24 protein-coding genes are annotated in these 24,370 nt (G+C 41.7%); 19 read left to right on the forward strand and 5 right to left on the reverse strand.

Annotation, left to right across the window (positions count from 1 at the left end; translation table 11 throughout):
* The first annotated feature begins 77 nt into the window (after nucleotides 1-77).
* From BUE31_RS23310 to gap, 3 genes are all read left to right on the forward strand, one after another.
* Nucleotides 78-824, forward strand: coding sequence for a glycosyltransferase family 2 protein (locus BUE31_RS23310; RefSeq protein ID WP_073406260.1), 747 nt, complete (start codon nucleotides 78-80; stop codon nucleotides 822-824).
* Between the two features lie 111 nt (nucleotides 825-935).
* On the forward strand, nucleotides 936-2,039 hold the full coding sequence (locus BUE31_RS23315) for an MraY family glycosyltransferase (RefSeq protein WP_073406261.1): 1,104 nt from the start codon (nucleotides 936-938) through the stop codon (nucleotides 2,037-2,039).
* Between the two features lie 112 nt (nucleotides 2,040-2,151).
* Nucleotides 2,152-3,147, forward strand: a complete 996-nt coding sequence (gene gap / locus BUE31_RS23320) for a type I glyceraldehyde-3-phosphate dehydrogenase (RefSeq protein ID WP_073406262.1) — start codon at nucleotides 2,152-2,154, stop codon at nucleotides 3,145-3,147.
* Nucleotides 3,148-3,196: 49 nt separating this feature from the next.
* Here gap and BUE31_RS23325 read toward each other — a convergent pair whose 3' ends face one another.
* Together BUE31_RS23325 and BUE31_RS23330 are read right to left on the reverse strand one after the other, a co-directional pair.
* Complete coding sequence (locus BUE31_RS23325; protein ID WP_073406263.1) at nucleotides 3,197-4,066, reverse strand: alpha-1,2-fucosyltransferase; 870 nt, start codon at nucleotides 4,064-4,066, stop codon at nucleotides 3,197-3,199.
* 180 nt (nucleotides 4,067-4,246) lie between these two features.
* On the reverse strand, nucleotides 4,247-4,894 hold the full coding sequence (locus tag BUE31_RS23330; protein ID WP_073406264.1) for a hypothetical protein: 648 nt from the start codon (nucleotides 4,892-4,894) through the stop codon (nucleotides 4,247-4,249).
* Nucleotides 4,895-5,104: 210 nt separating this feature from the next.
* Between BUE31_RS23330 and BUE31_RS23335 the strand changes: the two genes are divergently transcribed.
* From BUE31_RS23335 to ilvA, 16 genes are all read left to right on the forward strand, one after another.
* Nucleotides 5,105-5,539 (forward strand): GNAT family N-acetyltransferase, encoded by a 435-nt coding sequence (locus BUE31_RS23335; protein WP_073406265.1) that lies wholly within the window; start codon nucleotides 5,105-5,107, stop codon nucleotides 5,537-5,539.
* A 162-nt stretch (nucleotides 5,540-5,701) separates the two neighbouring features.
* Nucleotides 5,702-6,892, forward strand: a complete 1,191-nt coding sequence (locus BUE31_RS23340) for a phosphoglycerate kinase (RefSeq protein ID WP_073406266.1) — start codon at nucleotides 5,702-5,704, stop codon at nucleotides 6,890-6,892.
* 390 nt (nucleotides 6,893-7,282) lie between these two features.
* Nucleotides 7,283-7,522, forward strand: coding sequence for a hypothetical protein (locus BUE31_RS23345; RefSeq protein WP_073406267.1), 240 nt, complete (start codon nucleotides 7,283-7,285; stop codon nucleotides 7,520-7,522).
* Nucleotides 7,522-7,812, forward strand: a complete 291-nt coding sequence (locus BUE31_RS23350; RefSeq protein ID WP_073406268.1) for a type II toxin-antitoxin system RelE/ParE family toxin — start codon at nucleotides 7,522-7,524, stop codon at nucleotides 7,810-7,812. Before BUE31_RS23345 ends, BUE31_RS23350 begins: the two co-directional genes overlap by 1 nt.
* Before the next feature lie 596 nt (nucleotides 7,813-8,408).
* Nucleotides 8,409-10,112 carry a dihydroxy-acid dehydratase gene (gene ilvD, locus BUE31_RS23355; protein WP_200801977.1) on the forward strand — a complete coding sequence of 568 codons (1,704 nt, stop codon included), beginning with the start codon at nucleotides 8,409-8,411 and terminating at the stop codon, nucleotides 10,110-10,112.
* Between the two features lie 189 nt (nucleotides 10,113-10,301).
* Complete coding sequence (gene ilvB, locus BUE31_RS23360; RefSeq protein WP_073406269.1) at nucleotides 10,302-12,038, forward strand: biosynthetic-type acetolactate synthase large subunit; 1,737 nt, start codon at nucleotides 10,302-10,304, stop codon at nucleotides 12,036-12,038.
* Nucleotides 12,039-12,111: 73 nt separating this feature from the next.
* On the forward strand, nucleotides 12,112-12,714 hold the full coding sequence (ilvN, locus tag BUE31_RS23365) for an acetolactate synthase small subunit (RefSeq protein WP_073406270.1): 603 nt from the start codon (nucleotides 12,112-12,114) through the stop codon (nucleotides 12,712-12,714).
* A gap of 81 nt (nucleotides 12,715-12,795) precedes the next feature.
* Complete coding sequence (locus BUE31_RS23370) at nucleotides 12,796-13,374, forward strand: O-methyltransferase (protein ID WP_073406271.1); 579 nt, start codon at nucleotides 12,796-12,798, stop codon at nucleotides 13,372-13,374.
* Nucleotides 13,375-13,522: 148 nt separating this feature from the next.
* The gene (ilvC, locus tag BUE31_RS23375; RefSeq protein ID WP_073406272.1) at nucleotides 13,523-14,581 is read left to right on the forward strand and encodes a ketol-acid reductoisomerase; all 1,059 of its coding nucleotides are present in this window, start codon (nucleotides 13,523-13,525) and stop codon (nucleotides 14,579-14,581) included.
* A gap of 152 nt (nucleotides 14,582-14,733) precedes the next feature.
* Complete coding sequence (locus BUE31_RS23380) at nucleotides 14,734-15,021, forward strand: antibiotic biosynthesis monooxygenase family protein (RefSeq protein WP_073406273.1); 288 nt, start codon at nucleotides 14,734-14,736, stop codon at nucleotides 15,019-15,021.
* 282 nt (nucleotides 15,022-15,303) lie between these two features.
* Nucleotides 15,304-16,464, forward strand: coding sequence for a 2-isopropylmalate synthase (locus BUE31_RS23385; RefSeq protein ID WP_073406274.1), 1,161 nt, complete (start codon nucleotides 15,304-15,306; stop codon nucleotides 16,462-16,464).
* A 43-nt stretch (nucleotides 16,465-16,507) separates the two neighbouring features.
* Complete coding sequence (gene leuC, locus BUE31_RS23390) at nucleotides 16,508-17,914, forward strand: 3-isopropylmalate dehydratase large subunit (RefSeq protein ID WP_073406275.1); 1,407 nt, start codon at nucleotides 16,508-16,510, stop codon at nucleotides 17,912-17,914.
* Nucleotides 17,915-17,989: 75 nt separating this feature from the next.
* Nucleotides 17,990-18,586 carry a 3-isopropylmalate dehydratase small subunit gene (gene leuD / locus BUE31_RS23395; RefSeq protein ID WP_073406497.1) on the forward strand — a complete coding sequence of 199 codons (597 nt, stop codon included), beginning with the start codon at nucleotides 17,990-17,992 and terminating at the stop codon, nucleotides 18,584-18,586.
* A 144-nt stretch (nucleotides 18,587-18,730) separates the two neighbouring features.
* The gene (locus BUE31_RS23400) at nucleotides 18,731-20,248 is read left to right on the forward strand and encodes an alpha-isopropylmalate synthase regulatory domain-containing protein (protein ID WP_073406276.1); all 1,518 of its coding nucleotides are present in this window, start codon (nucleotides 18,731-18,733) and stop codon (nucleotides 20,246-20,248) included.
* A 310-nt stretch (nucleotides 20,249-20,558) separates the two neighbouring features.
* Nucleotides 20,559-21,617, forward strand: a complete 1,059-nt coding sequence (gene leuB / locus BUE31_RS23405; protein ID WP_073406277.1) for a 3-isopropylmalate dehydrogenase — start codon at nucleotides 20,559-20,561, stop codon at nucleotides 21,615-21,617.
* A 134-nt stretch (nucleotides 21,618-21,751) separates the two neighbouring features.
* Nucleotides 21,752-22,993: a threonine ammonia-lyase IlvA gene (gene ilvA / locus BUE31_RS23410; protein WP_073406278.1), complete on the forward strand. Its 1,242-nt coding sequence runs from the start codon at nucleotides 21,752-21,754 to the stop codon at nucleotides 22,991-22,993.
* 63 nt (nucleotides 22,994-23,056) lie between these two features.
* Here the strand turns inward: ilvA and BUE31_RS23415 are convergent, their stop codons facing one another.
* From BUE31_RS23415 to BUE31_RS23425, 3 genes are read right to left on the reverse strand one after another with little or no spacing between them, the layout of a single operon-like run.
* On the reverse strand, nucleotides 23,057-23,530 hold the full coding sequence (locus BUE31_RS23415) for an SRPBCC family protein (protein ID WP_073406279.1): 474 nt from the start codon (nucleotides 23,528-23,530) through the stop codon (nucleotides 23,057-23,059).
* Between the two features lies 1 nt (nucleotide 23,531).
* Nucleotides 23,532-23,912, reverse strand: coding sequence for a hypothetical protein (locus BUE31_RS23420; RefSeq protein WP_073406280.1), 381 nt, complete (start codon nucleotides 23,910-23,912; stop codon nucleotides 23,532-23,534).
* 18 nt (nucleotides 23,913-23,930) lie between these two features.
* Entirely contained in the window at nucleotides 23,931-24,248 is a 318-nt protein-coding gene (locus BUE31_RS23425) for an ArsR/SmtB family transcription factor (RefSeq protein ID WP_073406281.1), read from the reverse strand.
* Nucleotides 24,249-24,370 lie beyond the last annotated feature (122 nt).

Here is a 24,370-nt window from a genome sequence, read left to right on the forward strand (position 1 = left end):
AGATACACTTGCATACTTAAATGTAATGATTCCAAAATTAAACAAAATTGCGAGTATAACTGCGTATTTTTGCTGAAGTGCCAGATTTTAAAATTTCTTTAATAACAGTCGTCTACAATGCTGAAAGCACCATTGCTGCTTGTATCGAATCTGTAATAACACAAAGCTTTAATAACATTGAACATATCATTATTGATGGGGCATCAACCGATGGCACAATCAAGGTCATTGAAAAATACAAGCAGCACCTAACTCACTTCGTTTCAGAACCCGACAAGGGCATATACGATGGCATGAACAAAGGTATTAAACTAGCCACCGGTGATGTTGTTGGAACACTTAATGCCGATGATTTTTTTGCTGATAATACCGTATTAAGCGTTATAGCCGATGCGTTTGCAAAAAAAAATACAGATATTGTATATGGTGACCTGGATTATATAAATGCAGGCGGAAAAGTTATCCGCAAATGGCGATCAGGCACATTTACATCCAAAAGCTTTAATCTTGGCTGGATGCCTCCGCATCCTACTTTTTATTGCAAACGTAATTTATTTGAAAAGTTCGGGTTCTACAGCCTTAATTATGGCACGGCAGCGGATTACGAATTAATGCTCAGGTACTTGTATATCAACAAGTTAACCGCATCTCACATAAATACAGTAATAATTAAGATGAAAACCGGTGGAAAAAGCAACAAAAGCTTAAGCAACCGCGTAAAAGGATTATTCTTTGACTTAAGAGCAATGAGGAATAACAAAATTTTGCTGCCAATTTTAGCATTAATAGTTAAACCGATACGCAAGATTATTCAATACTTTTAATCAAGGTGAAAGAATGTTAGTATGTTAATAAGAAGTGTCCATATTAATTAATATTTATTATTTACTTGCACCACTAATATTAACTATTGTATAACTAGCGTAACTATAAAGATGATGGAATTTTTACATAATTACACTTTTATATATTATGTCTTCATCGTCGCCATTTCTTTGCTGATCACTTCTTTTGCTATCCCATCAATTTTACACGTAGCCCGCTTTCGCCACCTATACGATGATCTTGGCCATTTCAGAAAAGAGCATGATCACGGTATCCCAAGGCTTGGCGGAGTAGCTATTTTTGTTGGTTTCACTATCACTTCGTTATTATTCTGTATGACTGATAAGTCATTACCTATAAATTATTTACTTACTGCCTGCATAATTTTATTTGCAATGGGCATAAAAGATGATCTTTCGGGTGTAAACTCCAATACAAAATTCATTATACAATTTATTGTTTGTGCCATACTGGTAATATTAGGTAATATACGCTTAACCGGCATGTATGGCGTGTTTGGCATTTACGAGTTGCCTTATGTAGTAAGCGTGGGCTTATCAATTTTAATAATTTTAATGGTTGTTAATGCTTTTAATTTGATTGACGGCATTGATGGTTTAGCGGCTACAACCGGCATTATTGCTAATGGCTCTTTTGCAATATTGTTTATATACGAAAAACAATATGAGCTGGCGGCGGTTTCGCTCGCTATGGCAGGCTCTGTATTAGGATTTTTGAGATTTAATTTAACCCCCGCCAAAATATTTATGGGCGATACCGGCTCATTATTAATCGGGTTAATATCGGCAGTAATGGCTTTAAAGTTTATTGAAGTAAATATGCATACCGTAAACAAGCTGCCCCAATTGTATGAGGCGCCTGCATTAACCGTTGCCATATTGATAGGCCCCATATTTGATACGATCCGCGTATTTGTGATACGGATATCAAAAGGAGGCTCACCTTTTAATGCTGATCGCAATCACATTCACCACCGTATGTTAAAGCTTGGTTTTAATCATTTACAAACCACCCTTATTTTAACCGGCGTCAATATTACAGCCATATTTATGGTGCTTTTACTAAAAGCATATAGTAACTCTATCCTTATAGTTTTAATTGTATTAATGTCGCTGACATTTAACTGGCTCATCACTTTCTTTATCCGCTCAAAAGAGCGCGAAAGTTTGGCGCTTCGCAATTTGTTTATTTAAGCATTTCTGCCAATTTATCCTTTCAAAATTACTTTAGCCGGTATTTACAAACCGCTTTAAAATATTTCTGCTCCTTAATTTTAGTTAAATTTGCAGCCTTATATTTTAAACCATGAGGATTGCTGTAAACGGGTTCGGGCGTATCGGGCGCATTTTTTTAAGAAATATTTTGAACAGGCCAGGTATAGCTGTTATAGCTATTAATGATCTGACTGATACTAAAACGCTTGCCCATCTTTTTAAATACGACTCTGTACACCGTGGTTTTAAGGGCACCGTCACCTATGATGACAACCATTTATATATAAATGACCGGGCCATAAAAGTATTTGCAGAACCTGATCCTACAGCATTGCCATGGAAACAATTGGAGATCGATCTGGTAATTGAATCAACCGGTAAATTCACCTCAAAGCAAGGCGCTGAATGCCACCTTGAAGCGGGTGCCCGCCAGGTTATCATTTCAGCGCCCGGCACTGACAAAAGTGTCCCCACAGTTGTGTTGGGTGTAAATGACGGCTTGGTTGACCTGAGGTCGCCAATATTATCAAATGCCTCCTGCACTACAAATAATGTGGCTGCCATGGTTAAAATACTTGATGATAACTGGGAGATTATTGACGGCTACATTACTACCGTACATTCAATGACGGGCGACCAAAACCTTCATGACGCACCTCATAAAGACCTGCGGAGGGCAAGGGCGGCATCAGGCTCTATCATCCCAACAACCACCGGGGCTGCCAAGGCTATTACCGCAATATTCCCTCATTTGGAAGGGCGGCTGGGTGGCGCAGGAATCCGTGTGCCGGTTTTAAATGGTTCCTTAACAGATTTTACATGCAGCTTAAAAAAACAACCAACAGTTGAGGCAATTAATCTTGCTTTTAAACAGGCAGCAGAAGGCGCTATGAAAAATGTTTTGGAATATACCGAAGATCCAATCGTATCAACCGATATATTAGGGAACACCCATAGCTGCATATTTGATGCCCAGCTTACTTCAATTGTTGGAGGACTGGTAAAGGTTGTGGGATGGTATGATAATGAAATGGGCTATTCAAGCCGCCTGGCTGATTTGGTTGAGAAGATAAGTAAGATGAATTAGTTTCAAGTCAATTATAAATTGACGGTTAGTTTTTAGTCTCAATGCCAGTTTAAAACACCGGTACCTGGATCCAGTTTTCAGGATATATTTTGGATGGATGATCTTCACCCTTTAGGAAACCAAGGAAGTGTTTCGGGCAATAAACTGCTTTACTTTTCTTATTATTTAAATAAGCAGCCCACCAGCTGAATGTGCTATTGGCTATTATACAAACATCTGCATTCATCATCAGCTGAAAATCAACGATCTCGCTTTCATTCGAAAAATACTTATTTTCAAGATAATCAAACTCCTTGCGTATGGTATCTATTTCATCAGACATTATTACGTAAAAATTATCAGGGGTATGGACCTCCCTAATTACTTTATGATAATAACCCAGCGGTAAAACCAGGCTGTCTTTATTGCCTGTTGCAGTTTTATAATCTGCCATCCTGATATGGATAACAACAACAGATTGGTATTTTTTTAGCCAGCTAAACTTTTGAGCATACGCTTTTAAATATTTCGATTTTATTGAATACGCTTTTAACAGCTCATCCGCATATGCTTTAAAATATATTTCAGACTGGTAAAATCCATAATACAATGCACTATCATCAGCTTTTTGTAAAACCGAGTTTGGATCTTCGTTTATATCTATAAGGATATGCCGCTTTGTTAGCCGGTTACAAACCCTGTTATAAAAACCCCGCCTTAAGTAATGACTAAAAAACAATTTAAACCCAGCATGATCAAATAGCAACTTATCCAGGTAGTAAAAAAAGTTTTTTTCAAGCTCAAAATACTTGTAAAGGTCAATAGGGGTACCATTTTTTACCAGGAAGAATGGGGTATTAAGTTTTTTATGCTGATTGTAAATAAATGCATACTGAAACAGCTGGTTTCCAAGACCGCCGGATAATACTATAGCTATCATATTTCAGTAAACCAAAGGCAGCAATAATCATTGGGGATAAGCCTGAAATTCAAAGTCTGTTTAAATTATTAATCAGCCTAAAATTAAGGATATTATTTAATAATCAGGCAGACCCGGTTATTATGAAAAAAGCATCGGCCACCTTATTCAACCCCATTAATTAAATCTTCCTTAATCAGCCTACTTCACATACTGCAAATAGGCAACTGCGCTGGTAACCGGGTAATTTTTTTGGTTGTAGTAAGTATATGATGAAAAAGTTAGCAAATCGTCAGTTTTACCCAGCAGCAGGTTTTGTTGATCTGTAGCTAACTGGTTAGAGCCATACATTTTTGAAAACGTTAATAAACGGTGCACGTTTATCTTAACCACTTTTACGCCGCTTATAGTGGTATCTGATATCGACTTAAACTTTACGTTATTTAAGTTATCATCAACAAAGTTAAAAGTTGTTTGCCCTTCCTGGTTTAAGGTTGTAAAATCAAATGCCCCCAGCGAAGTTTTTTTAAGGTCCTCTTTTAAATGAACGGCCGATGTTTTCTTGTAGCCGTCGGCAAGTACAAAAAGATTTACATTTTCATCATATGCTAATATTAAGGTTTTACCCGAAACACTGGTTAAAACCTTTTGTCCGTAAATTACAAAGGCCACCATATGCAGGGAATCGTCAAGGCTTAGCTTTTTTATAGTATCTGTTGGCGACGATGCCGGGTTTCCTGTAGTTGGATTCCCGATGATTGGGTTGCTGTTGCCCGGTGTAACATCAGCTTGCTTGGTGCAACCCCAAAGTATCACAGAAACTAAGATTATCGAAAATAAGGTTCTCATAATAAAAACTCAATAGGTAATAAGTCAGGTATAACTATACAATAGTTGTGCTACTTTTATCGCATTTTGCCAAAAACGGTTAATTGCCTGATAAAACAGTTAATTATAGCGCAACATTATTTTATTGGCCAACTTATACGGGAGAAAAATTAATAAGTTTGGGGAAAAATCTGCTCACTTATATAGAAAACAGGTAACCATTTTAATTGAATGATAAAGTTTATTGCTGTTGATGAATTGCTTGCTATCCGTAATGAGGTTTTGCGCGAAGGGAAATTAGCCCCTGATGAATGCATTTTCCCGTCTGATAGTTTACCGGGCGCTTTTCATTTAGGCTATTACGCGGGCGATGAGCTTGCCTGCATTGCATCTTTCCATCCGCAAGGTTATGGCGAATTTACCGGTGCGGGTTACCAGCTGCGCGGCATGGCTACTGTTGAGGCATACCGGGGAAAAGGGTATGGCAACCAGTTGCTCAACTTTGCCATAGTTTACCTGCGGGGGCAAAAGGCAAATTACCTTTGGTGCAACGCCCGTAAAAAGGCGCTGCAGTTTTACCTGAATATGGGTTTCGAGGTTATATCTGCTGAGTTTGAAGTGCCCGATATAGGGCCCCATTATGTACTTTACGTTAAAATCAGGTGATTTTTGCATTAATTGAAACACCTTTTTAACTTTTACGTTCGGATTTTAGAATTAAATGCTGAATTTGGCGGCCTAATAAATTACTTACATCAAACTATATGAAGCTGAATAGTGTTCTGCCTTATGGCGGGCATATTCATCGTCATTAAAACTAACTGCTAAATGAAAACTATCGACCAAATTAGCTTTGCCGGAAAACGCGCCCTTATCAGGGTTGATTTTAACGTACCACTTGATAAGGATTATAACATTACCGATGATAACCGGATGACGGCTGCACTGCCTACCATTAAAAAGATCCTTAAAGATGGCGGAGCAGTGATCCTGATGTCGCACCTGGGCAGACCAAAAGGCGGTCCGGAAGAAAAATATTCGTTAAAACACATTGTTGCTCATTTAGCTGATCTGCTCGGGCAGCAGGTTGAGTTTGCAGATGATTGCATTGGCGCCGATGCCCTTGCCAAATCAAAAGCATTAGGAAAAGGCGAAGTGCTTTTGTTGGAGAACCTGCGTTTTTATAAGGAAGAAGAAAAAGGCGACAAAGATTTTGCCGAAAAGCTTTCAAAGCTGGGGGATATTTATGTAAACGATGCCTTTGGAACCGCACACCGTGCACATGCCTCAACAGCCATAATTGCACAGTTTTTCCCTAAAGCCAAATACTTTGGTTACCTGATGGCCGGCGAGCTGGCAAACGCCGAAAAGGTATTGAACGGCGCAGCAAAACCTTTCACCGCTATTATGGGCGGCGCCAAGGTATCTGACAAGATTGAACTGATCGAGAAGCTGCTGGATAAGGTTGATAACCTGATCATCGGTGGTGGTATGGCTTATACCTTTGCAAAAGCACAGGGTGGCAACATCGGCAAATCATTGGTCGAAGCCGACAAGCTTGATCTTGCGCTGACCCTGATCCAAAAAGCAAAAGACAAACGCGTTAATTTATTGTTGCCTACAGATTCAGTTATTGCTGATAATTTCAGCAACGATGCCAATACCGATAAGGCGCAAAACGATAATATAAAAGACGGCTGGATGGGTTTGGATATAGGTCCGGATTCAATTGCAGCATTCTCAAAAGTAGTTGAAGCATCAAAAACCATATTGTGGAACGGCCCTATGGGTGTTTTTGAAATGGCAAAGTTTGAAGCCGGCACCAAGGCAATTGCCGAAGCCGTAGTTACTGCAACAGAAAATGGCGCATTCTCATTAATAGGCGGCGGTGATTCCGCAGCAGCGGTAGCCAAGTTTAACTTTACCGATGACGTGAGCTATGTATCAACCGGCGGCGGCGCTTTGTTAGAATACATGGAGGGTAAGGAATTACCAGGCGTGAAAGCGATAAATGAATAAGTTTAGAATCAAGACATAAGAGCCAGGAATCAAGATAAATAGGGACTGATTTTATAAATATGTTAAAGAGGTGAGCTGTGCTTGCCTCTTTTTTTTGAACTAGGATTTTTCACAAGTTGTTTGTTTTTTTAAGGCATTCAAGAAGGTTTCACCGTTTACCTGATTTTAGGATTAAAGGATGAATGCCGGCAAAATCATGTCTATCCTTAAATCCTACAAATGATGGTTCAAATATTAGGCGCTAAGCACTTTTGCCTCACCTGCCCCACTCCTCCATAAACCGGGACAGGCAAGACAGCCGTGACAGCACACAAGCCCCTTTCCTAAATACGCTTACAGAAGTTAGAATTTGCAGAATTAAATATTAAATTTGTGTATACGCATTATGTTATGACTACCACAGCTATCCGTCAAAAATTGATGACCTATCTCGCCGACGCCGATGACAGTAAGGTAAAAGCTATTTATACGCTTGTTGAAGAAGATATGAATAAAACGGATGTCTTTAAACTGACTGACGAACAGCTACAAATATTAGATACAGAGCGTGAAATGCACCTGGCCGGTAAAACAAAATCATATACACGACAGGAAGCAACCGAAATTATTAAGGGACAGCGCAGTTTTTAATGTACAACCTGGTAATTAAACCGCACGCCCTTGAAATGGCAAAAGAAGCCTATGATTGGTATGAGGAACAGCAGGAAGGATTAGGCGATCTGTTTTTAAAAGAGCTGGATGGTTGTTTTAGCAGGGCAGAAAAATTGCCGCTTGCTTATGCCTGGATCAGGAAAGACTTTCGACAGGTTCTTCTAACCACTTTCCCCTACGTTGTTATTTTTGAAATCCTAAAAAGCGATGTTGTTGTGTATGCTGTATTTCACACCAGCAGAAGTCCCCGGAAGAAATTTAAAAAGTAGCACGGTCCATCGACCCCTCACCAGCGTATTGCCCATTTTTTCTGAACCATGATTTTTCACAAGTTGTTTGTTTTTTTAAGGCGCTCTAGAAGGTTTCACCGTTTACCTGATTTTAGGATTAAAGGATGAATGCCGACAAATTCATGTCCATCCTTAAATCAAGCTAATTATGGTTCAAAATCCTCCATCATTCAAAGCTGCAAATTCTTCTACCATCCGCACATTAGAAATTCGCACATCCGCACATCAATTCCCTCCTCATCCGCACATCCAAAATCCGCACATCCGCACATCAAAATCTCTTTTTCAGGCAGAAAATCGCCCCTTTACTATGCATGCATAAAAAACGTACCGAATACCGTTTTGAACTTTGGTCTATTTTGTTAAATATATTCTATCTTTATATCGATAAAATTCAATTTTTTATATTGATAATACTACATTAAACAAAATTAAATACTAATTACAAATTTTTCTTTTATCGCTTGGTATTCCTTTCAGCTATCTCTACCTTACAAATAGCAATTTGCAATACCAATGCAAACCTTAACTGTAACAAAAATTTTAGTACAAAAAGCCGGCAGCGGCATTAACGTATGAGCGCAAAAACTGAATCGATAGAGCTAAATAAATACAGCAAAAACTTAACGCAGGACCCTACCCAACCGGCAGCGCAGGCCATGCTTTACGGCATTGGCTTAACTGACGAGGATATGAAAAAAGCACAGGTGGGTGTGGCAAGTATGGGCTATGATGGCAATACTTGTAACATGCACCTGAACGATTTGGCTAAACTGGTTAAACAAGGCATCTGGAGCGAAGATTTGGTTGGCCTTATATTCCATACCATTGGCGTGAGCGATGGCATGAGCATGGGTACCGAAGGGATGCGTTATTCGCTGGTTAGCAGGGATGTTATTGCTGATTCAATTGAGGCTGTTTGCGGTGCACAATATTATGATGGACTGATCACCTTGCCGGGCTGTGATAAAAACATGCCAGGTTCAGTAATTGCCATGGGCAGGCTTAACCGTCCGTCTATCATGGTATACGGTGGTACTATTAAACCGGGCCATTATAAAGGTGAAGATTTAAACATTGTATCGGCATTTGAGGCTTTGGGCCAAAAGATAGCCGGCAATATAACACCCGAAGATTTTATGGGTGTGGTAAAAAATGCATGCCCAAGCGCAGGAGCATGTGGCGGCATCTATACCGCCAATACCATGGCTTCGGCAATTGAGGCTTTGGGTATGAGCCTGCCTTACTCCTCTTCAAACCCGGCTTTGAGCCAGGAAAAAAAGGATGAGTGTTTAGCAGCAGGCAAAGCAATAAAGATTCTTTTAGAAAAAGATATAAAACCATCAGACATCATGACCCGTGCGGCATTTGAAAATGCTATTGTTACGATAATGGTTCTGGGTGGAAGTACCAATGCGGTACTGCACCTGATAGCGATGGCTAAAAGTGTGGATGTAAAAGTTACACAGGATGATTTCCAGTCGGTAAGCAACCGTATCCCTGTTTTGGCGGATATGAAGCCAAGCGGTAAATACATGATGGAGGACCTGCACAAAGTAGGCGGCGTTCCGGCTGTTATGAAATACCTGTTAAAACTGGGTTGGATAGATGGCAGCTGTTTAACTGTAACCGGTAAAACCATTGCAGAGAATTTAGAAGAAGTACCAGAGATTAACTTTGATACACAGAAGATAATAATGCCGGCTGAAAACCCGATAAAAGCAACCGGCCACTTACAGATCCTTTACGGAAACCTTGCCGAAGGCGGCAGCGTTGCCAAGATAAGCGGTAAGGAAGGCGAACGTTTTGAAGGCCCTGCCCGTGTTTTTGATGGTGAGTTTGAACTTATCCACGGCATTACCAGCGGCCATGTAAGGGCTGGTGATGTAGTAGTTATCCGCAACATAGGCCCTAAAGGTGCGCCGGGTATGCCCGAAATGCTGAAACCTACAGGCGCTATATTCGGCGCTGGCTTAGGCGCTTCGGTAGCTTTAATTACTGATGGACGTTTCAGTGGTGGTACACATGGATTTGTGGTTGGTCACATTACTCCTGAAGCTTACGATGGCGGTTTAATTGCCTTTGTACAGGATAACGACACCATCGAGATTGATGCTATCACCAATACCATGACGCTGAAGGTATCCGAAGCAGAGATTGCTGCACGCCGAGTCAACTGGGTACAGCCAGCGCTTAAAGCTAAAAAAGGGCTGCTGTACAAATACGCAAAAACCGTTAGCACTGCCGCAGAAGGTTGTGTTACGGATGAGATGCCTTAGGAGAGGTGAAAGCTAAAAGGTAGCTCAACTTGTCATTGCGAGCGAGGAACGAGCGCGGCAAACGCGAACTCTGCAAGACCGACTGAAAAGTTCGCGATTGCTTCGTACCTCGCAATGACAAGGAGATAAAAGGTTAGAATTTTAATAAATCCGAATTCGAAAATCCGAATTCCGAAATAAATAAAAGATATGGAAGTTGCACAGGAAACATTAACCGCACCGGCTGCGAAAGAAGCCGTTGAACTATCAGGATCGCAGGCCTTGCTTGACGCTTTGATCATTGAGGGTGTGGATACTATTTTTGGCTATCCGGGTGGCGCAATTATGCCCATTTACGATGCTTTGTTTGATTATAAAGAGAAATTAAATCACATATTAGTCCGCCACGAGCAGGGCGGCATTCATGCTGGCCAGGGCTATGCACGCACATCAGGTAAAGTGGGTGTGGTATTTGCAACCAGCGGTCCGGGTGCTACCAATTTGGTAACCGGCTTAGCTGATGCGCAGATAGACAGCACACCTTTGGTTTGTATCACAGGCCAGGTGTTTGCTCACCTTTTAGGTACCGATGCTTTCCAGGAAACAGATGTAATAAATATTACTACCCCGGTTACCAAATGGAACTACCAGGTAACTGACGCAACTGAGATTCCCGAAGTTATTGCCAAAGCTTTCTACATAGCTAAAAGCGGCAGACCAGGCCCTGTTTTGATCGACATCACAAAAAACGCACAGATCCAGAAGTTTGACTATAAAGGTTATACCAAATGTGATCATATCCGCAGCTACAGGCCAAACCCAATTGTTAGGCCGCAGTATATTAAAGAAGCTGCCGAATTGATCAACTCAGCTAAAAAGCCGTTTATTATTTGGGGACAAGGCGTAATATTGGGCAGCGCTGAGCAGGAGTTTAAAGCTTTTATTGAAAAGAGCGGGATCCCATCTGCATGGACAATTCTTGGTGCAGGCGCTATCCCTACAGATCATCCGTTGAATGTAGGAATGCTGGGGATGCACGGCAATTATGGCCCTAACGTATTGACCAATGAGTGCGATGTATTAATAGCCATAGGCATGCGCTTTGACGACCGTGTAACCGGCCGTCTCGACAAATATGCAAAACAGGCAAAGGTGATCCATTTGGATATTGACCCTGCCGAGATAGATAAAAACGTAAAATCAACTGTACCTGTTTGGGGCGATTGCAAAGAAACCTTGCCTTTGCTTACTGCACTGGTTGAGGGGAAAAACCATACCGAATGGGTGAAGTTATTTAACGAGTACACCCAAAAGGAATACGATGCGGTAATTCATGCCGAGCTTAACCCAACATCGCCGGAAATGACGATGGGCGAAGTAATAAAACAGCTTAACGAATTAACCAAAGGCGATGCAGTTATAGTTACTGATGTTGGCCAGCACCAAATGGTGGCCTGCCGTTACGCTACGCTTAACAAAACCCGCAGCAATATTACCAGCGGTGGCTTAGGTACTATGGGCTTTGCCCTGCCTGCCGCAATTGGAGCTAAGTTTGGCGCGCAGGAACGTGATGTTGTTGCCATTATTGGTGACGGCGGGTTCCAGATGACCTTGCAGGAATTGGGTACCATTATGCAAACCGGTATTGATGTAAAGATCATCATCCTGAATAACAAGTTCCTTGGCATGGTGCGCCAGTGGCAGGAGTTATTTAACCAACGCAGGTATTCGTTTGTGGATATTCAGAGCCCTGATTTTGTGGCCGTTGCCGCTGCTTATGGCATTGCAGGCAGAGTGATTAACGACCGCAAGGACCTTCCATCGGCATTAAAACAAATGATGGAAAACAAAGGCTCGTTCCTTTTAGAAGTAATGGTTACCAAAGAGAACAACGTGTTCCCAATGGTGCCGCAAGGATGCAGTGTTGCCGAGATCAGGTTGAAGTAGAGGCCCCCCGGAGAAAATGTAGAGACGCAATACTTTGCGTCTCCTTAACAAAAGGGATTTAAAAGAAAATTAAATGGAAACCCAAATAGACAAACAGGAATTTAACATCACGGTTTATACAGAAAACCAGATTGGTTTGCTAAACCGGATAGCTATAATATTTACCCGCCGGAAGATCAATATTGATAGTTTGAATACTTCTCCATCAGAAATTGAGAGCATTCACCGTTTTAATATTGTGATAACTGAATCGGAAGATGTGGTGCGCAAGCTTTGCCGCCAGATTGAAAAACAGGTGGAGGTTTTAAAAGTGTATTACCATACCAATGAGGATGTGATTTGGCAGGAACTGGCACTTTACAAGGTATCAACCGATGTTATAGCCGAAAAGGTAAGCGTTGAGCGTTTGCTGCGCGAAAATGGCGCCCGTGTAGTAACCCTTAGAAAGGACTACACTGTGTTTGAAACAACAGGCCACCGCGAAGAAACAGACAACCTGATCAGCATTTTACAGCCCTATGGCCTGATTGAGTTTGTACGTAGCGCACGTGTAGCCATTATTAAGGACAGCGAAGGCTTCAACAGCAAGCTGCGCGATTTTGAAAGGCTTGAACCTGGTGAAGACGTAATTGAAAATGAATATTTAAACAAAGGGGATAAAGTATTCACCATGTAAGGCGAAAGCTAAAAGGTTAAAGGCGAAAGGTTTTAAAACCATCCGCTAATGACTAATGACACAATGACCAATGACTAGCTCATGCTTGAAGAAATAAGACAAAAATATCCATCAGCTTACAATGCTATAAAAGTTGCTACTGAAGCGAGTGGTTTTACCATGCCATCAGAAGTATTGACCTGTTCATTACTTAAAACGCTGGCGGCATCAAAACCGGGTGGTAAGTTTTTGGAGCTGGGCACAGGTACAGGTTTATCTACGACATGGATCTTAGATGGCATGGATGATTCGGCGTCAATGATCTCCATTGATAATGATGAAACGGTTTTAAGCATTGCCAAAGAGAACCTGGGCGTGGATAAACGCTTAAAGCTGATCTGTGCCGATGGTGCAGATTGGATCAAACAAAATGCCGGGCAAAAATTCAGCTTTATTTTTGCTGATGCCTGGCCGGGTAAATATTTGCTGCTGGATGAAGTGCTGAACATGGTTGAAAAAGGCGGCTTGTATATTATTGACGATATGCTGCCACAGGCAAACTGGCCAACAGGCCATGCTGAAAAAGCAACCGATCTGATCAGCTATTTAGATAGCCGCGAGGATATAATTTTAACAAAAATGGGCTGGGCAACGGGGATAGTGATCATAACAAAGAAGTAACGGGAAAGACTTACGAAGTTTACTTGCCAATTTGCTAGTAAACTTCGTAAGTCTGAACTCCACAAAAAGTAAATTATAAACTATAATATAACACAAACCAATCATCGGTGAAATCAAAAAAACCGGTGAAATCAAAACAAAAATAACGATGGCAAAATTAAATTTCGGCGGCACTGAAGAAAATGTAGTAACCCGCGAGGAGTTCCCTTTAGCAAAGGCACAGGAAGTATTAAAAAATGAAGTTGTAGCGGTAATTGGCTATGGCGTTCAGGGTCCTGGTCAGGCGCTTAATCAAAAAGACAATGGCATTAACGTAATTGTTGGTCAGCGTAAAGGCACAAAAACATGGGATAAAGCTGTAAGCGATGGCTTTGTACCCGGCGAAACACTTTTTGAAATTGAAGAAGCCCTTGAAAAAGGAACGGTTATTTGCTACCTGCTTAGCGATGCCGCCCAGATTGCATTATGGCCAACTGTTAAAAAACACTTAACCCCGGGTAAAGCACTTTACTTCTCTCACGGTTTCGGAATTACTTTCAACGAGCAAACTGGCATCATCCCTCCTGCCGATGTTGACGTATTTTTGGTTGCTCCAAAAGGATCAGGCACATCATTGCGCCGCATGTTTTTACAGGGCCGTGGCTTAAATTCAAGCTACGCTATTTTCCAGGATGCTACAGGTAACGCATTTAACCGTGTTATTGCATTAGGTATTGCTGTAGGTAGTGGTTACTTATTCGAAACTAACTTTAAGAAAGAAGTATACAGCGATTTAACCGGCGAACGTGGTACGCTGATGGGTTGTATCCAGGGCATCTTTGCAGCACAGTACGAAGTATTGCGCAAAAATGGTCACTCACCGTCAGAATCATTTAACGAAACTGTTGAAGAGCTAACTCAATCATTAATGCCATTGGTTGCAGAAAATGGTATGGACTGGATGTATGCCAATTGCTCAACAACAGCACAACGCGGTGCATTGGATTGGTGGAAACGTTTCCGTGATGCTACTAAACCTGTATTTGAAGAATTATACAAAAGCGTGGCAACAGGCGTTGAATCACAAAAATCAATTGATTCAAACAGCAAACCCGATTACCGCGAAAAACTGGATGCTGAATTAAAAGAACTACGCGAAAGCGAAATGTGGCAGACAGGCAAAACTGTACGCAGCCTACGCCCTGAAAACCAGGTTGTAGAAGCGTAAGGAGAAAGGTTAAAGCTGAAAGGCGAAAGCTAAAAGGTAAAAAAACGAAAAATAAAAATTTGTCATTGCGAGGAGGTACGACGAAGCAATCTCGTCGGCATGCTAACGAAGAGATTGCCAAGCTATCGCTCGCAATGACAAAATTTAAATAAATGATACTCGAACTAGCCATATTAAATATAATCCCTGGTATGGAGGATGCTTTTTTAAAGGCATTTTCAGTAGCGCAAGGGATTATATCAAAGATGGCCGGCTATATTTCGCATCAGTTAAAAAGATGCGTGGAGCATACAAGCCGCTTCATTTTATTGGTTGAGTGGGAAAAACTCACCGACCATACTGAAGGCTTCAGAGGATCAAAAGAATACCAGGAATGGAAAGGGATGTTACATCATTTTTATGATCCATTCCCAACAGTTGAGCATTATGAGGAGGCATAGCCCCCTAACCCTCTAAAGGGGGAATAGAAATAAAGTTGGTGAAATTACTGGGCAATCATGGAGATCAGCAAATGACCAATCGGTGAAATCAAAATCATCGGTGATTTATAGGAATGAAAGAGATATGAGACGTGAGATTTGATACATGAGATTGTTCATATTTCAAATCTTATTATCATTTTAAATAGATAAATAAAATAGAAGCATTAACCGATGTTAGATAGAGATAAAGGACTTTGCAAAGTCTCAAATCTCACATCTCGCATCAAAAAATCTAAAAATATGTTACACGATCCAAACCGCGTTTATGTTTTTGATACCACGCTTCGCGATGGCGAGCAGGTACCGGGCTGCCAGTTAACCACCCCTGAAAAAATTGAGATCGCCAGAGAACTGGAGGCGTTGGGCGTGGATATTATTGAAGCAGGTTTCCCAATTTCAAGTCCGGGCGATTTTCAGAGTGTTGTGGAGATCTCAAAATCGGTTTCGCATCCAATAGTTTGTGCATTAACCCGCGCAAACAAAGGCGATATTGATGTAGCTGTTGAATCGCTTCAATATGCTAAGAGGCCAAGGATCCATACAGGGATCGGATCGTCTGACATGCACATCAAAACCAAGTTTAACAGCACCCGTGAGGAAATATTGGTACGTGCTGTTGAAGCGGTAAAATATGCCAAAAAATCGGTTGAGGATATTGAGTTTTATGCTGAAGATGCCGGCCGTGCTGATATTCATTATTTAGCGCAAATGATCGAGGCTGTTATAGCTGCCGGTGCAACGGTTGTAAACATTCCGGATACCAACGGCTACTGCTTGCCAAACCAGTACGGCGATAAGATCCGTTTCCTAAAAGAGAACGTAAAGAACATTGATAAAGCCATCATCTCTGTACATTGCCATAACGATTTGGGTTTAGCTACCGCTAACTCAATTGCAGGTTTGCAAAACGGAGCAAGGCAAATTGAAGGAACCATTAACGGCATTGGCGAACGCGCAGGCAATACTTCTATTGAGGAAGTCGTCATGATCCTGAAAACACATCAGCTTGGTTTACATACCAACATAAACGCACGCAATTTTTACGAGATCAGCCAACTGGTACGCACGCAAATGCGGATGCCGGTACAGGCTAATAAAGCAATTGTGGGCAGCAATGCGTTTGCACACAGCAGCGGCATCCACCAGGATGGCTTTTTAAAGAACCGCGAGAACTACGAAATTATTAAACCCGAAGATGTGGGCTTCCCAAGTGCAACTATTGTGCTTACTGCTCGCAGCGGAAGGCATGCCCTAAAATTCCATTTAGAGCGTTTGGGTCAGAATTTGGATAAGAACGAGTTAAACGAGGCTTATAAAAACTTCTTAACTCTGGCCGACAGCAAATTAAATATAACCGATGAAGATTTGTTAATATTAGCTAATAACAGTATCAACGCATAAGTGAACGTTTTACAAATTGAGTAATACATAAGAAACTATAAAAATGAGCAAGACATTATTTGACAAGGTTTGGGACACGCATGTGGTGCGCAAAATTGAAGGTGGACCAGACGTGCTATTCATCGACCGTCATTTGATCCATGAAGTTACCAGCCCGGTAGCCTTTTTAGGCTTAAAGAGCAGGGGAATAAGCGTTTTATACCCCGACCGTACATTTGCTACTGCAGATCATAACACGCCAACCATCAATCAGCATTTACCGGTTGCCGATCCGCTTTCTGCAAACCAGTTGGATGCGCTTGAGTCAAATTCAAAAGAATATGGCATCAGCTACTGGGGACTGGGCCATCAAAAAAATGGTATCGTTCATGTTGTTGGGCCTGAATATGGGATTACCCAACCGGGTGCTACAATTGTTTGCGGCGATTCGCATACCTCAACGCACGGCGCTTTTGGTGCCATTGCTTTTGGGATCGGCACTTCTGAAGTGGAGATGGTTTTGGCTACTCAATGTATTATGCAGCCTAAGCCTAAAAAAATGCGCATCAACGTTAATGGTAAATTAGGCATTGGCGTTACACCGAAAGATGTTGCGTTGTTCATTATTTCAAAATTGACCACATCAGGTGCTACAGGGTATTTTGTTGAATATGCCGGTGATGTGTTTGAAAACATGAGCATGGAAGGCCGGATGACGGTTTGTAATTTAAGTATTGAGATGGGTGCCCGCGGCGGTATGATTGCCCCGGATGAAACTACTATCAACTATGTAAAAGGCCGCGAGTTTAGCCCTAAAGGCGAAGCATGGGACAGGGCATTAGCTTATTACAAAACCCTGAAGACTGATGCTGATGCTGTTTTTGATAAAGAATTAACTTTTGACGGTTCATCAATCGAGCCGATGATAACTTACGGTACTAACCCGGGTATGGGTATGGGAATCTCTCATGAGATCCCTGATGCCGCTCATGTTGAAGGTGGTGCTGCTACCTACGAGAAATCATTAAACTACATGGGCTTCCATGAAGGCGACTCAATGTTGGGTAAACCTGTTGATTTTGTGTTTGTGGGCAGCTGTACCAATGGCCGGATTGAAGATTTTCGCGCGTTTACCTCACTTGTAAAAGGCAAGCACAAAGCTGAAAATGTTACTGCCTGGCTGGTACCCGGCTCGCATATTGTTGAAGCGCAGATTAAAGAAGAAGGTTTGCTTGATATTTTAACCGAAGCAGGTTTCGCATTACGTCAGCCGGGCTGTTCAGCTTGTTTGGCAATGAATGATGACAAGGTTCCTGCCGGAAAATATGCTGTAAGCACATCAAACAGAAACTTTGAAGGCCGCCAGGGTCCGGGGTCAAGAACCATGCTGGCCAGTCCGCTGGTTGCTGCCGCCGCCGCTATAACCGGCGTAGTTACCGACCCAAGGACGTTAATAGAGGAACTTGTTTAATTTGTAAAAAAGTGAGTAGCGGGATAATTGACGAGCGTCAATGACCTAATGACTCAATGACTAATGACTAACAGAATGGCTTACGATAAATTTAATATACTAACAAGCACTGCGGTACCGCTTCCGATAGAGAATGTGGATACTGACCAAATCATCCCGGCGCGCTTTTTAAAAGCTACAGAACGTGTTGGCTTTGGTGATAATCTTTTCCGCGACTGGAGATACAATGCTGATAATACCCAGAAAAAGGATTTTGTATTGAACAACCCCATTTACAGCGGTAAGATACTTGTTGGCGGTAAAAACTTTGGCTCCGGCTCATCAAGGGAACATGCAGCATGGGCCGTTTATGATTATGGCTTCCGTTGTGTGGTATCCAGCTTTTTTGCGGATATCTTTAAAAATAACTGCTTAAACATTGGCGTATTGCCGGTTCAGGTTAGTCCGGAGTTTGCCGAGAAGATTTTTACCGCAATAATTGCTAATCCAAAAACAGAGCTGGAAATAAACTTACCGGATCAAGCCATTACGCTTTTATCAACCGGAGAAAAAGAAACATTTGTAATTAGTCCGTACAAAAAAGATAACATGATCAATGGCTTTGACGATATAGATTACCTGCAAAGCATAAAAGGAGAAATTGAAGAATTTGCGGAGAACCTGCCGCTTTAAAAAATAGAGTCAAGAATTCAAGAGAAAAGAACCAAGAATTCAAGAGTCAGGAATCAAGAAGGTAGCCAATAATAGCTATTGCGTTTTTTCTTGACTCTTGAATTCTTGACTCTTCTTCCCACCCAACCTAATACAATCCAGAAAATGGAAAGAAGGAAATTAGAAATAATGGACACTACGCTTCGCGATGGAGAACAAACATCGGGCGTGTCTTTTTCCATTTCAGAAAAACTAACCATAACCCAGTTATTACTGGAAGAACTCAATGTCGACAGGGTTGAGATTGCCTCTGCCCGCGTATCTGACGGCGAATTTAATGCAGTTAAAAGCATTTTAGTTTGGGCCGAAGAAAACGGATATGCTGACCGCATTGAAGTGCTGTCATTTGTAGACAATGGCGTTTCGATCGACTGGATGGTAAATTCAGGGGTTAAAGTTCAGAACCTGTTAACAAAGGGGTCATTAAATCACTTAACCCATCAGCTAAAAAAAACACCGGAGCAGCATTTTGCTGAAATAAAGCATGTGATTGAGCTTGCGCAGAGTAAAGGTATAGCTACCAATGTTTATTTGGAGGATTGGAGCAACGGCATGCGCAACTCCCCTGAGTATGTGTATCAGTATTTGGATTTTATTATCACACAGCCAGTTAAGAGGATCTTGTTGCCTGATACGCTTGGGGTATTAACCCCGGCAGAAACTGCGAAGTTTTTAACGGAGTTGATAGCCAAATATCCGGGCGTTCATTTTGATTTTCACGCACACAACGATTACGATTTAGGCACCGCCAATGTACTAGAGGCAGTTAAGGCCGGGGTAAGCGGATTGCACCTAACCGTAAACGGGATGGGCGAACGTGCCGGTAATGCCGCCATGGCCAGCGCCGTAGCTGTTATAAATGATTTTGCACCAGAGGTTGAAATAGGCGTTAAAGAATCTTCGATTTATACGGTTAGCAAACTTGTTGAAACATTTTCGGGTGTTAGGATCCCATCCAACAAACCAATTGTTGGTGACAATGTATTTACTCAAACCGCCGGCATCCATGCCGATGGCGACAATAAAAATAATTTATACTTTAACGACCTGCTCCCTGAGCGTTTCGGCAGAAAGCGGGAATATGCTTTGGGTAAAACATCCGGCAAAGCAAACATTGAAAAGAACCTGCAGGAGCTTGGTTTAAAATTAAATGATGCCGACCTTAAAAAAGTTACCCAGCGGGTTATTGAACTGGGCGATAAAAAGGAAACGGTAACTAAGGAAGACCTGCCTTATATTATTTCGGATGTTTTGGATAGCAGCCTGTACGAGGAGAAGGTTGTTGTAGAATCGTACGTATTAACAAATGCGATGGGTTTGCGTCCGTCTGCCACTATTTCAGTGAAAATCGACGGGGAGAAATTTGAAGAAAATGCGCAGGGCGATGGCCAGTTTGATGCTTTTATGAAAGCACTGGCCAAGGTTTACGTTAAAAAGGACAGATGCTTGCCAAAGCTGATTGATTATGCAGTTAGGATAGCCCCCGGCAGTAGTTCGGACGCACTTTGCGAAACCATTATTACCTGGAAAACGGATGCCAAAAAATTCATAACCAGGGGATTGGATTCAGACCAAACCGTTTGCGCAATTAAGGCTACGCAGAAAATGCTGAATATAATTTAAAAACGAAAGTCTTAACTTCGCCCAAGTATTAAAACATTGAAAATATTTAAAATAGTCTATCCATGCATTGCCTTCCTTTTCTTTGGAGCCGTAATTTATGTAGATTACTTTTATCATTTAAAGGATACTTATTGGTTAAACATTAAATCAATTGGTTACGTTTTAAATCTTATTTGTATGACTATTATTCTATTTAGAAAAAAGGATAAGAACGATAATGAGAATTAGCCTTGGTTTCAACTGATATTGTTTCCAATTTGAAATTGATTACCGCTGATCTCGATAAAACTGAAAAACACAAACAAAATAAATGAAACTAAACATCGCACTTTTAGCAGGAGACGGCATAGGGCCTGAGGTTATTGACCAGGCAGTTAAAGTATCTGACGCAATAGCAAAAAAATTCGGTCATGAAATTGCATGGACACCGGCTTTAACCGGCGCTGCAGCTATCGATGCCGTAGGCGAGCCTTACCCGGATTCAACTCACGAAGTTTGCATGGCAGCCGATGCCGTCTTGTTTGGCGCCATTGGCCATCCGCGTTATGATAATGATCCGAAAGCAACCGTTCGTCCGGAGCAGGGGCTGTTAAAAATGCGTAAAAAGCTGGGCCTGTTTGCTAATGTTCGTCCTACGTTTACTTTCCCGTCGTTAATTGACAATTCACCCTTAAAAAGGGAGCGGATTGAAGGCACCGATATGATCATCCTGCGTGAGCTAACCGGTGGCATCTACTTTGGCGAAAGAGGAAGACTGGATGATGGAAACACGGCATTTGATACCTGTACCTATACAAGGGCAGAAATTCAGCGCCTGGCTAAATTAGGTTTTGAAATGGCGATGACCCGCAGTAAAAGACTTTGCTGTGTTGATAAAGCCAATGTGCTTGAAACTTCGCGTTTATGGCGTGAAACCGTACAGGATATGGAAAAAGATTATCCTGAAGTTAAAGTAAGCTACGAGTTTGTTGATGCCGTTGCGATGCGCCTGGTTCAGTGGCCAAACACCTACGATGTAATGATCACCGAGAACCTTTTTGGCGATATTTTAACCGATGAGGCCTCTGTAATTTCGGGATCGATGGGCTTAATGCCATCTGCTTCTATCGGCATTCATACCTCATTATTTGAGCCTATCCATGGGTCATATCCGCAGGCTGCAGGCAAGGATATTGCTAATCCGCTGGCAACTGTGCTTTCTGCTGCTATGATGTTTGAGGATGCTTTTAAATTAAAAGAAGAAGCAGAAGCGATCAGAACTGTTGTAAACAAATCATTAGCTGAAGGCATTGTAACAGAAGACCTTGCCGGTAAAAACAAAGCCTACAAAACAAGCGAGGTAGGCGACTGGCTGGCTAAAAACGTATAGTGAGATAAGAAGATAAGAGTCAGGAATCAAGATGTCAAGAGTCAGGAAAGCTTCGATAGTTGTTCTTGTTTTTTATCTTGACTCCTGATTCTTGATTTCCTGAATCTCTTTATTAATGCTGCAAATCATTCTCCATGTCTGATGTTAAATTAGATTTCCAATCCGCCTCGCAGCGGCTAAACGGTGTTGTAAAGCACACGCCGCTTGAATACCATGCCGGGTTATCAAAAGCCTACCATTGCGAACTATACCTGAAACGTGAAGACCTACAAATAGTACGCTCCTACAAATTACGAGGCGCATTTAATATGATCAGCCAGTTAACGGCAGATGAGTTAAGCCGTGGCGTGGTTTGTGCAAGCGCAGGTAACCATGCACAGGGTGTAGCTTTTTCCTGCAATAGAATGGGCATTAAAGGCGTGATATTTATGCCTGAGATAACCCCAAAGCAAAAGATCACCCAAACAGAAATGTTTGGCAATGGCTATGTGGAGATAATTTTGGTGGGCGATACTTTTGATGATTGCCTGATTGAGGCGCTTTCTTATACCCAGGCACACCAGATGACCTTTATTCCCCCGTTTGATAACTACCGTGTTATTGAAGGGCAAGGCACTGTAGCCGTTGAGATTATGGAGGACCTGCCAGGTACCGAAGTGGTGATAATGCCCATTGGCGGCGGCGGACTGGCAGCCGGAGCCGGAAGCTACTTAAAACAACAAAACCCTAATATTTTACTGATAGGCGTTGAGCCGGAAGGTGCGCCTAGCATGCTCAAAGCCTTTGAACATGGCGGCCCTGTTAGTCTGCCGGATATTAACCGCTTTGTTGATGGCGCTGCTGTAAAAACCGTAGGCAAGCTAACCTATGAGCTTTGTCGCCAGGTTTTGGATGAGATGCTTACCGTTGCTGAGGGTAAAGTGTGTACAACCATTTTAAAATTGTATAACGAGGATGCCATTGTTGTTGAACCGGCAGGCGCATTATCGGTTGCTGTGCTGGAGGCTTGTAAGGATAAGATAAAAGGCAAAAAGGTGGTTTGCGTAGTTAGCGGTGGTAATAATGATATCGAGCGCATGCAGGAAATCAAAGAAAAATCGCTGCTGTATGAAGGGCTTAAACATTATTTCATCATAAAATTCCCCCAACGGCCGGGAGCTTTAAAGTTGTTTGTAAACAATGTGCTTGGCCCCGGTGATGACATTACCCGTTTTGAGTTCATCAAAAAAACGTCAAAAGAAAGCGGTCCTGCACTGGTAGGCATCGAGTTAAAATCAGCTGGCGATTATCCTGCGCTGCTAAAACGCATGGAAGAAAACCGTTTTGAGGTTGTAGAGCTTAACAAAGATCAAACTTTGTTTGAGTTTTTGGTGTAGTTTTAAAACAAAAGCCATTAAGCAAATATTAATGGCTTTTGTTAATTCCAAAACGGTATCTCATTAAAATATAGCCATCATTTTATCCAAACTCTGCTCAAGACCGAGTTTCGCAAATTGAGACATTTGGCCAAAGTCTGCATATTCCGTAACCGTCATTTCGGTTTTATTATTACCAAGATCTTTAAAAGCAACTACCGTACGGATATCTACCGGAAAATCAGGCGGCATACCCAGATCGGTTGGGTTGGCTTTGTTGCCATCTTTATCAGCCAGGTTCATAACAAATTCTATCGTTTCATGCAGTACTATCTTTTTATAGTTCCAGATGCTAAACGTGTCCTGGCCGCCAAAGCTGGCAGGAGCCCGCATGCAAACTATTGATGTAGCACCTTCACGAAAATCAATTATTGCGCTTGGGCAGGTAAAATGATCGGGGCCCCACCAGCGCATAACAAGCGCGGGCTCTGTCCATGTTTTCCATACCAATTCAACCGGGGCATTAAAAACGCGGGTAACTTCAAGTTTTGGATTCATGTTATTTAGTTTTTAAGATTCTTAAATATCCGCCAAATAAAGCAGTTGGCAGGGCGAGTATAACCAGTGTTGCAGGGTACCATACAGGTGGCTCCTTTACAACAAGCAGGCCAATGACCGATAATATTAAACCAATTACTCCGCTAATAAAGACATGGAGCATTGGTTTGGCCGGCGCCAAAGCTGCAGTAAGATAACAACCGCCAATGCCATAAATGGTGCGGTAGATAATTACAATAACTATAAACCACCATGCATTTAAATGATATGGCAATTTCATTATGCCGGTTTTTTGTAATGCAAGATCAGTGAGCGTTGAGATGATGATAACAACAATAAATCCTGCCAGTATGGCCCAGATGCTCTTTAAGGTATTGTTCATAATTTAATATGGTTTTGTTTAATTATTGGTTTGAAGTTGGTTAAGCAAATCATCAAGTTTATCAAGCCGTTTTTCCCAAAGTTTTTTATAGGGTTCAACCCAGGTGGCTACCTCATTTAATCTATCTAGTTTTATCTCGCAATAACGCTCCCTTCCCTTCTGGTTTATTACAACAATGCCGCATTCGGTTAATATTTTAACATGATTTGATATAGCCTGCCTGCTAATATCAAAAGCATCAGCTATACCATTTAAGGTAAGGCTTTCATTGGCTATTACTTTAATTATCTCGCGCCTTACCGGGTCGGCTATTGCCTGGAATACATCTCTTCTCATCTTTTTCTTACAATTACGCAATCATTCGATTGCAAATATAAATGCAATCATTCAATTGCGCAAGTGTTTTTTCAATTTATTTTTTTGCGTGATTTCACGCATTTTTTAATCAAAAAACACAT

Origin of the sequence: Mucilaginibacter sp. OK098 (genome assembly GCF_900142915.1) — a bacterium.
Classification (GTDB): Bacteria; Bacteroidota; Bacteroidia; order Sphingobacteriales; family Sphingobacteriaceae; genus Mucilaginibacter.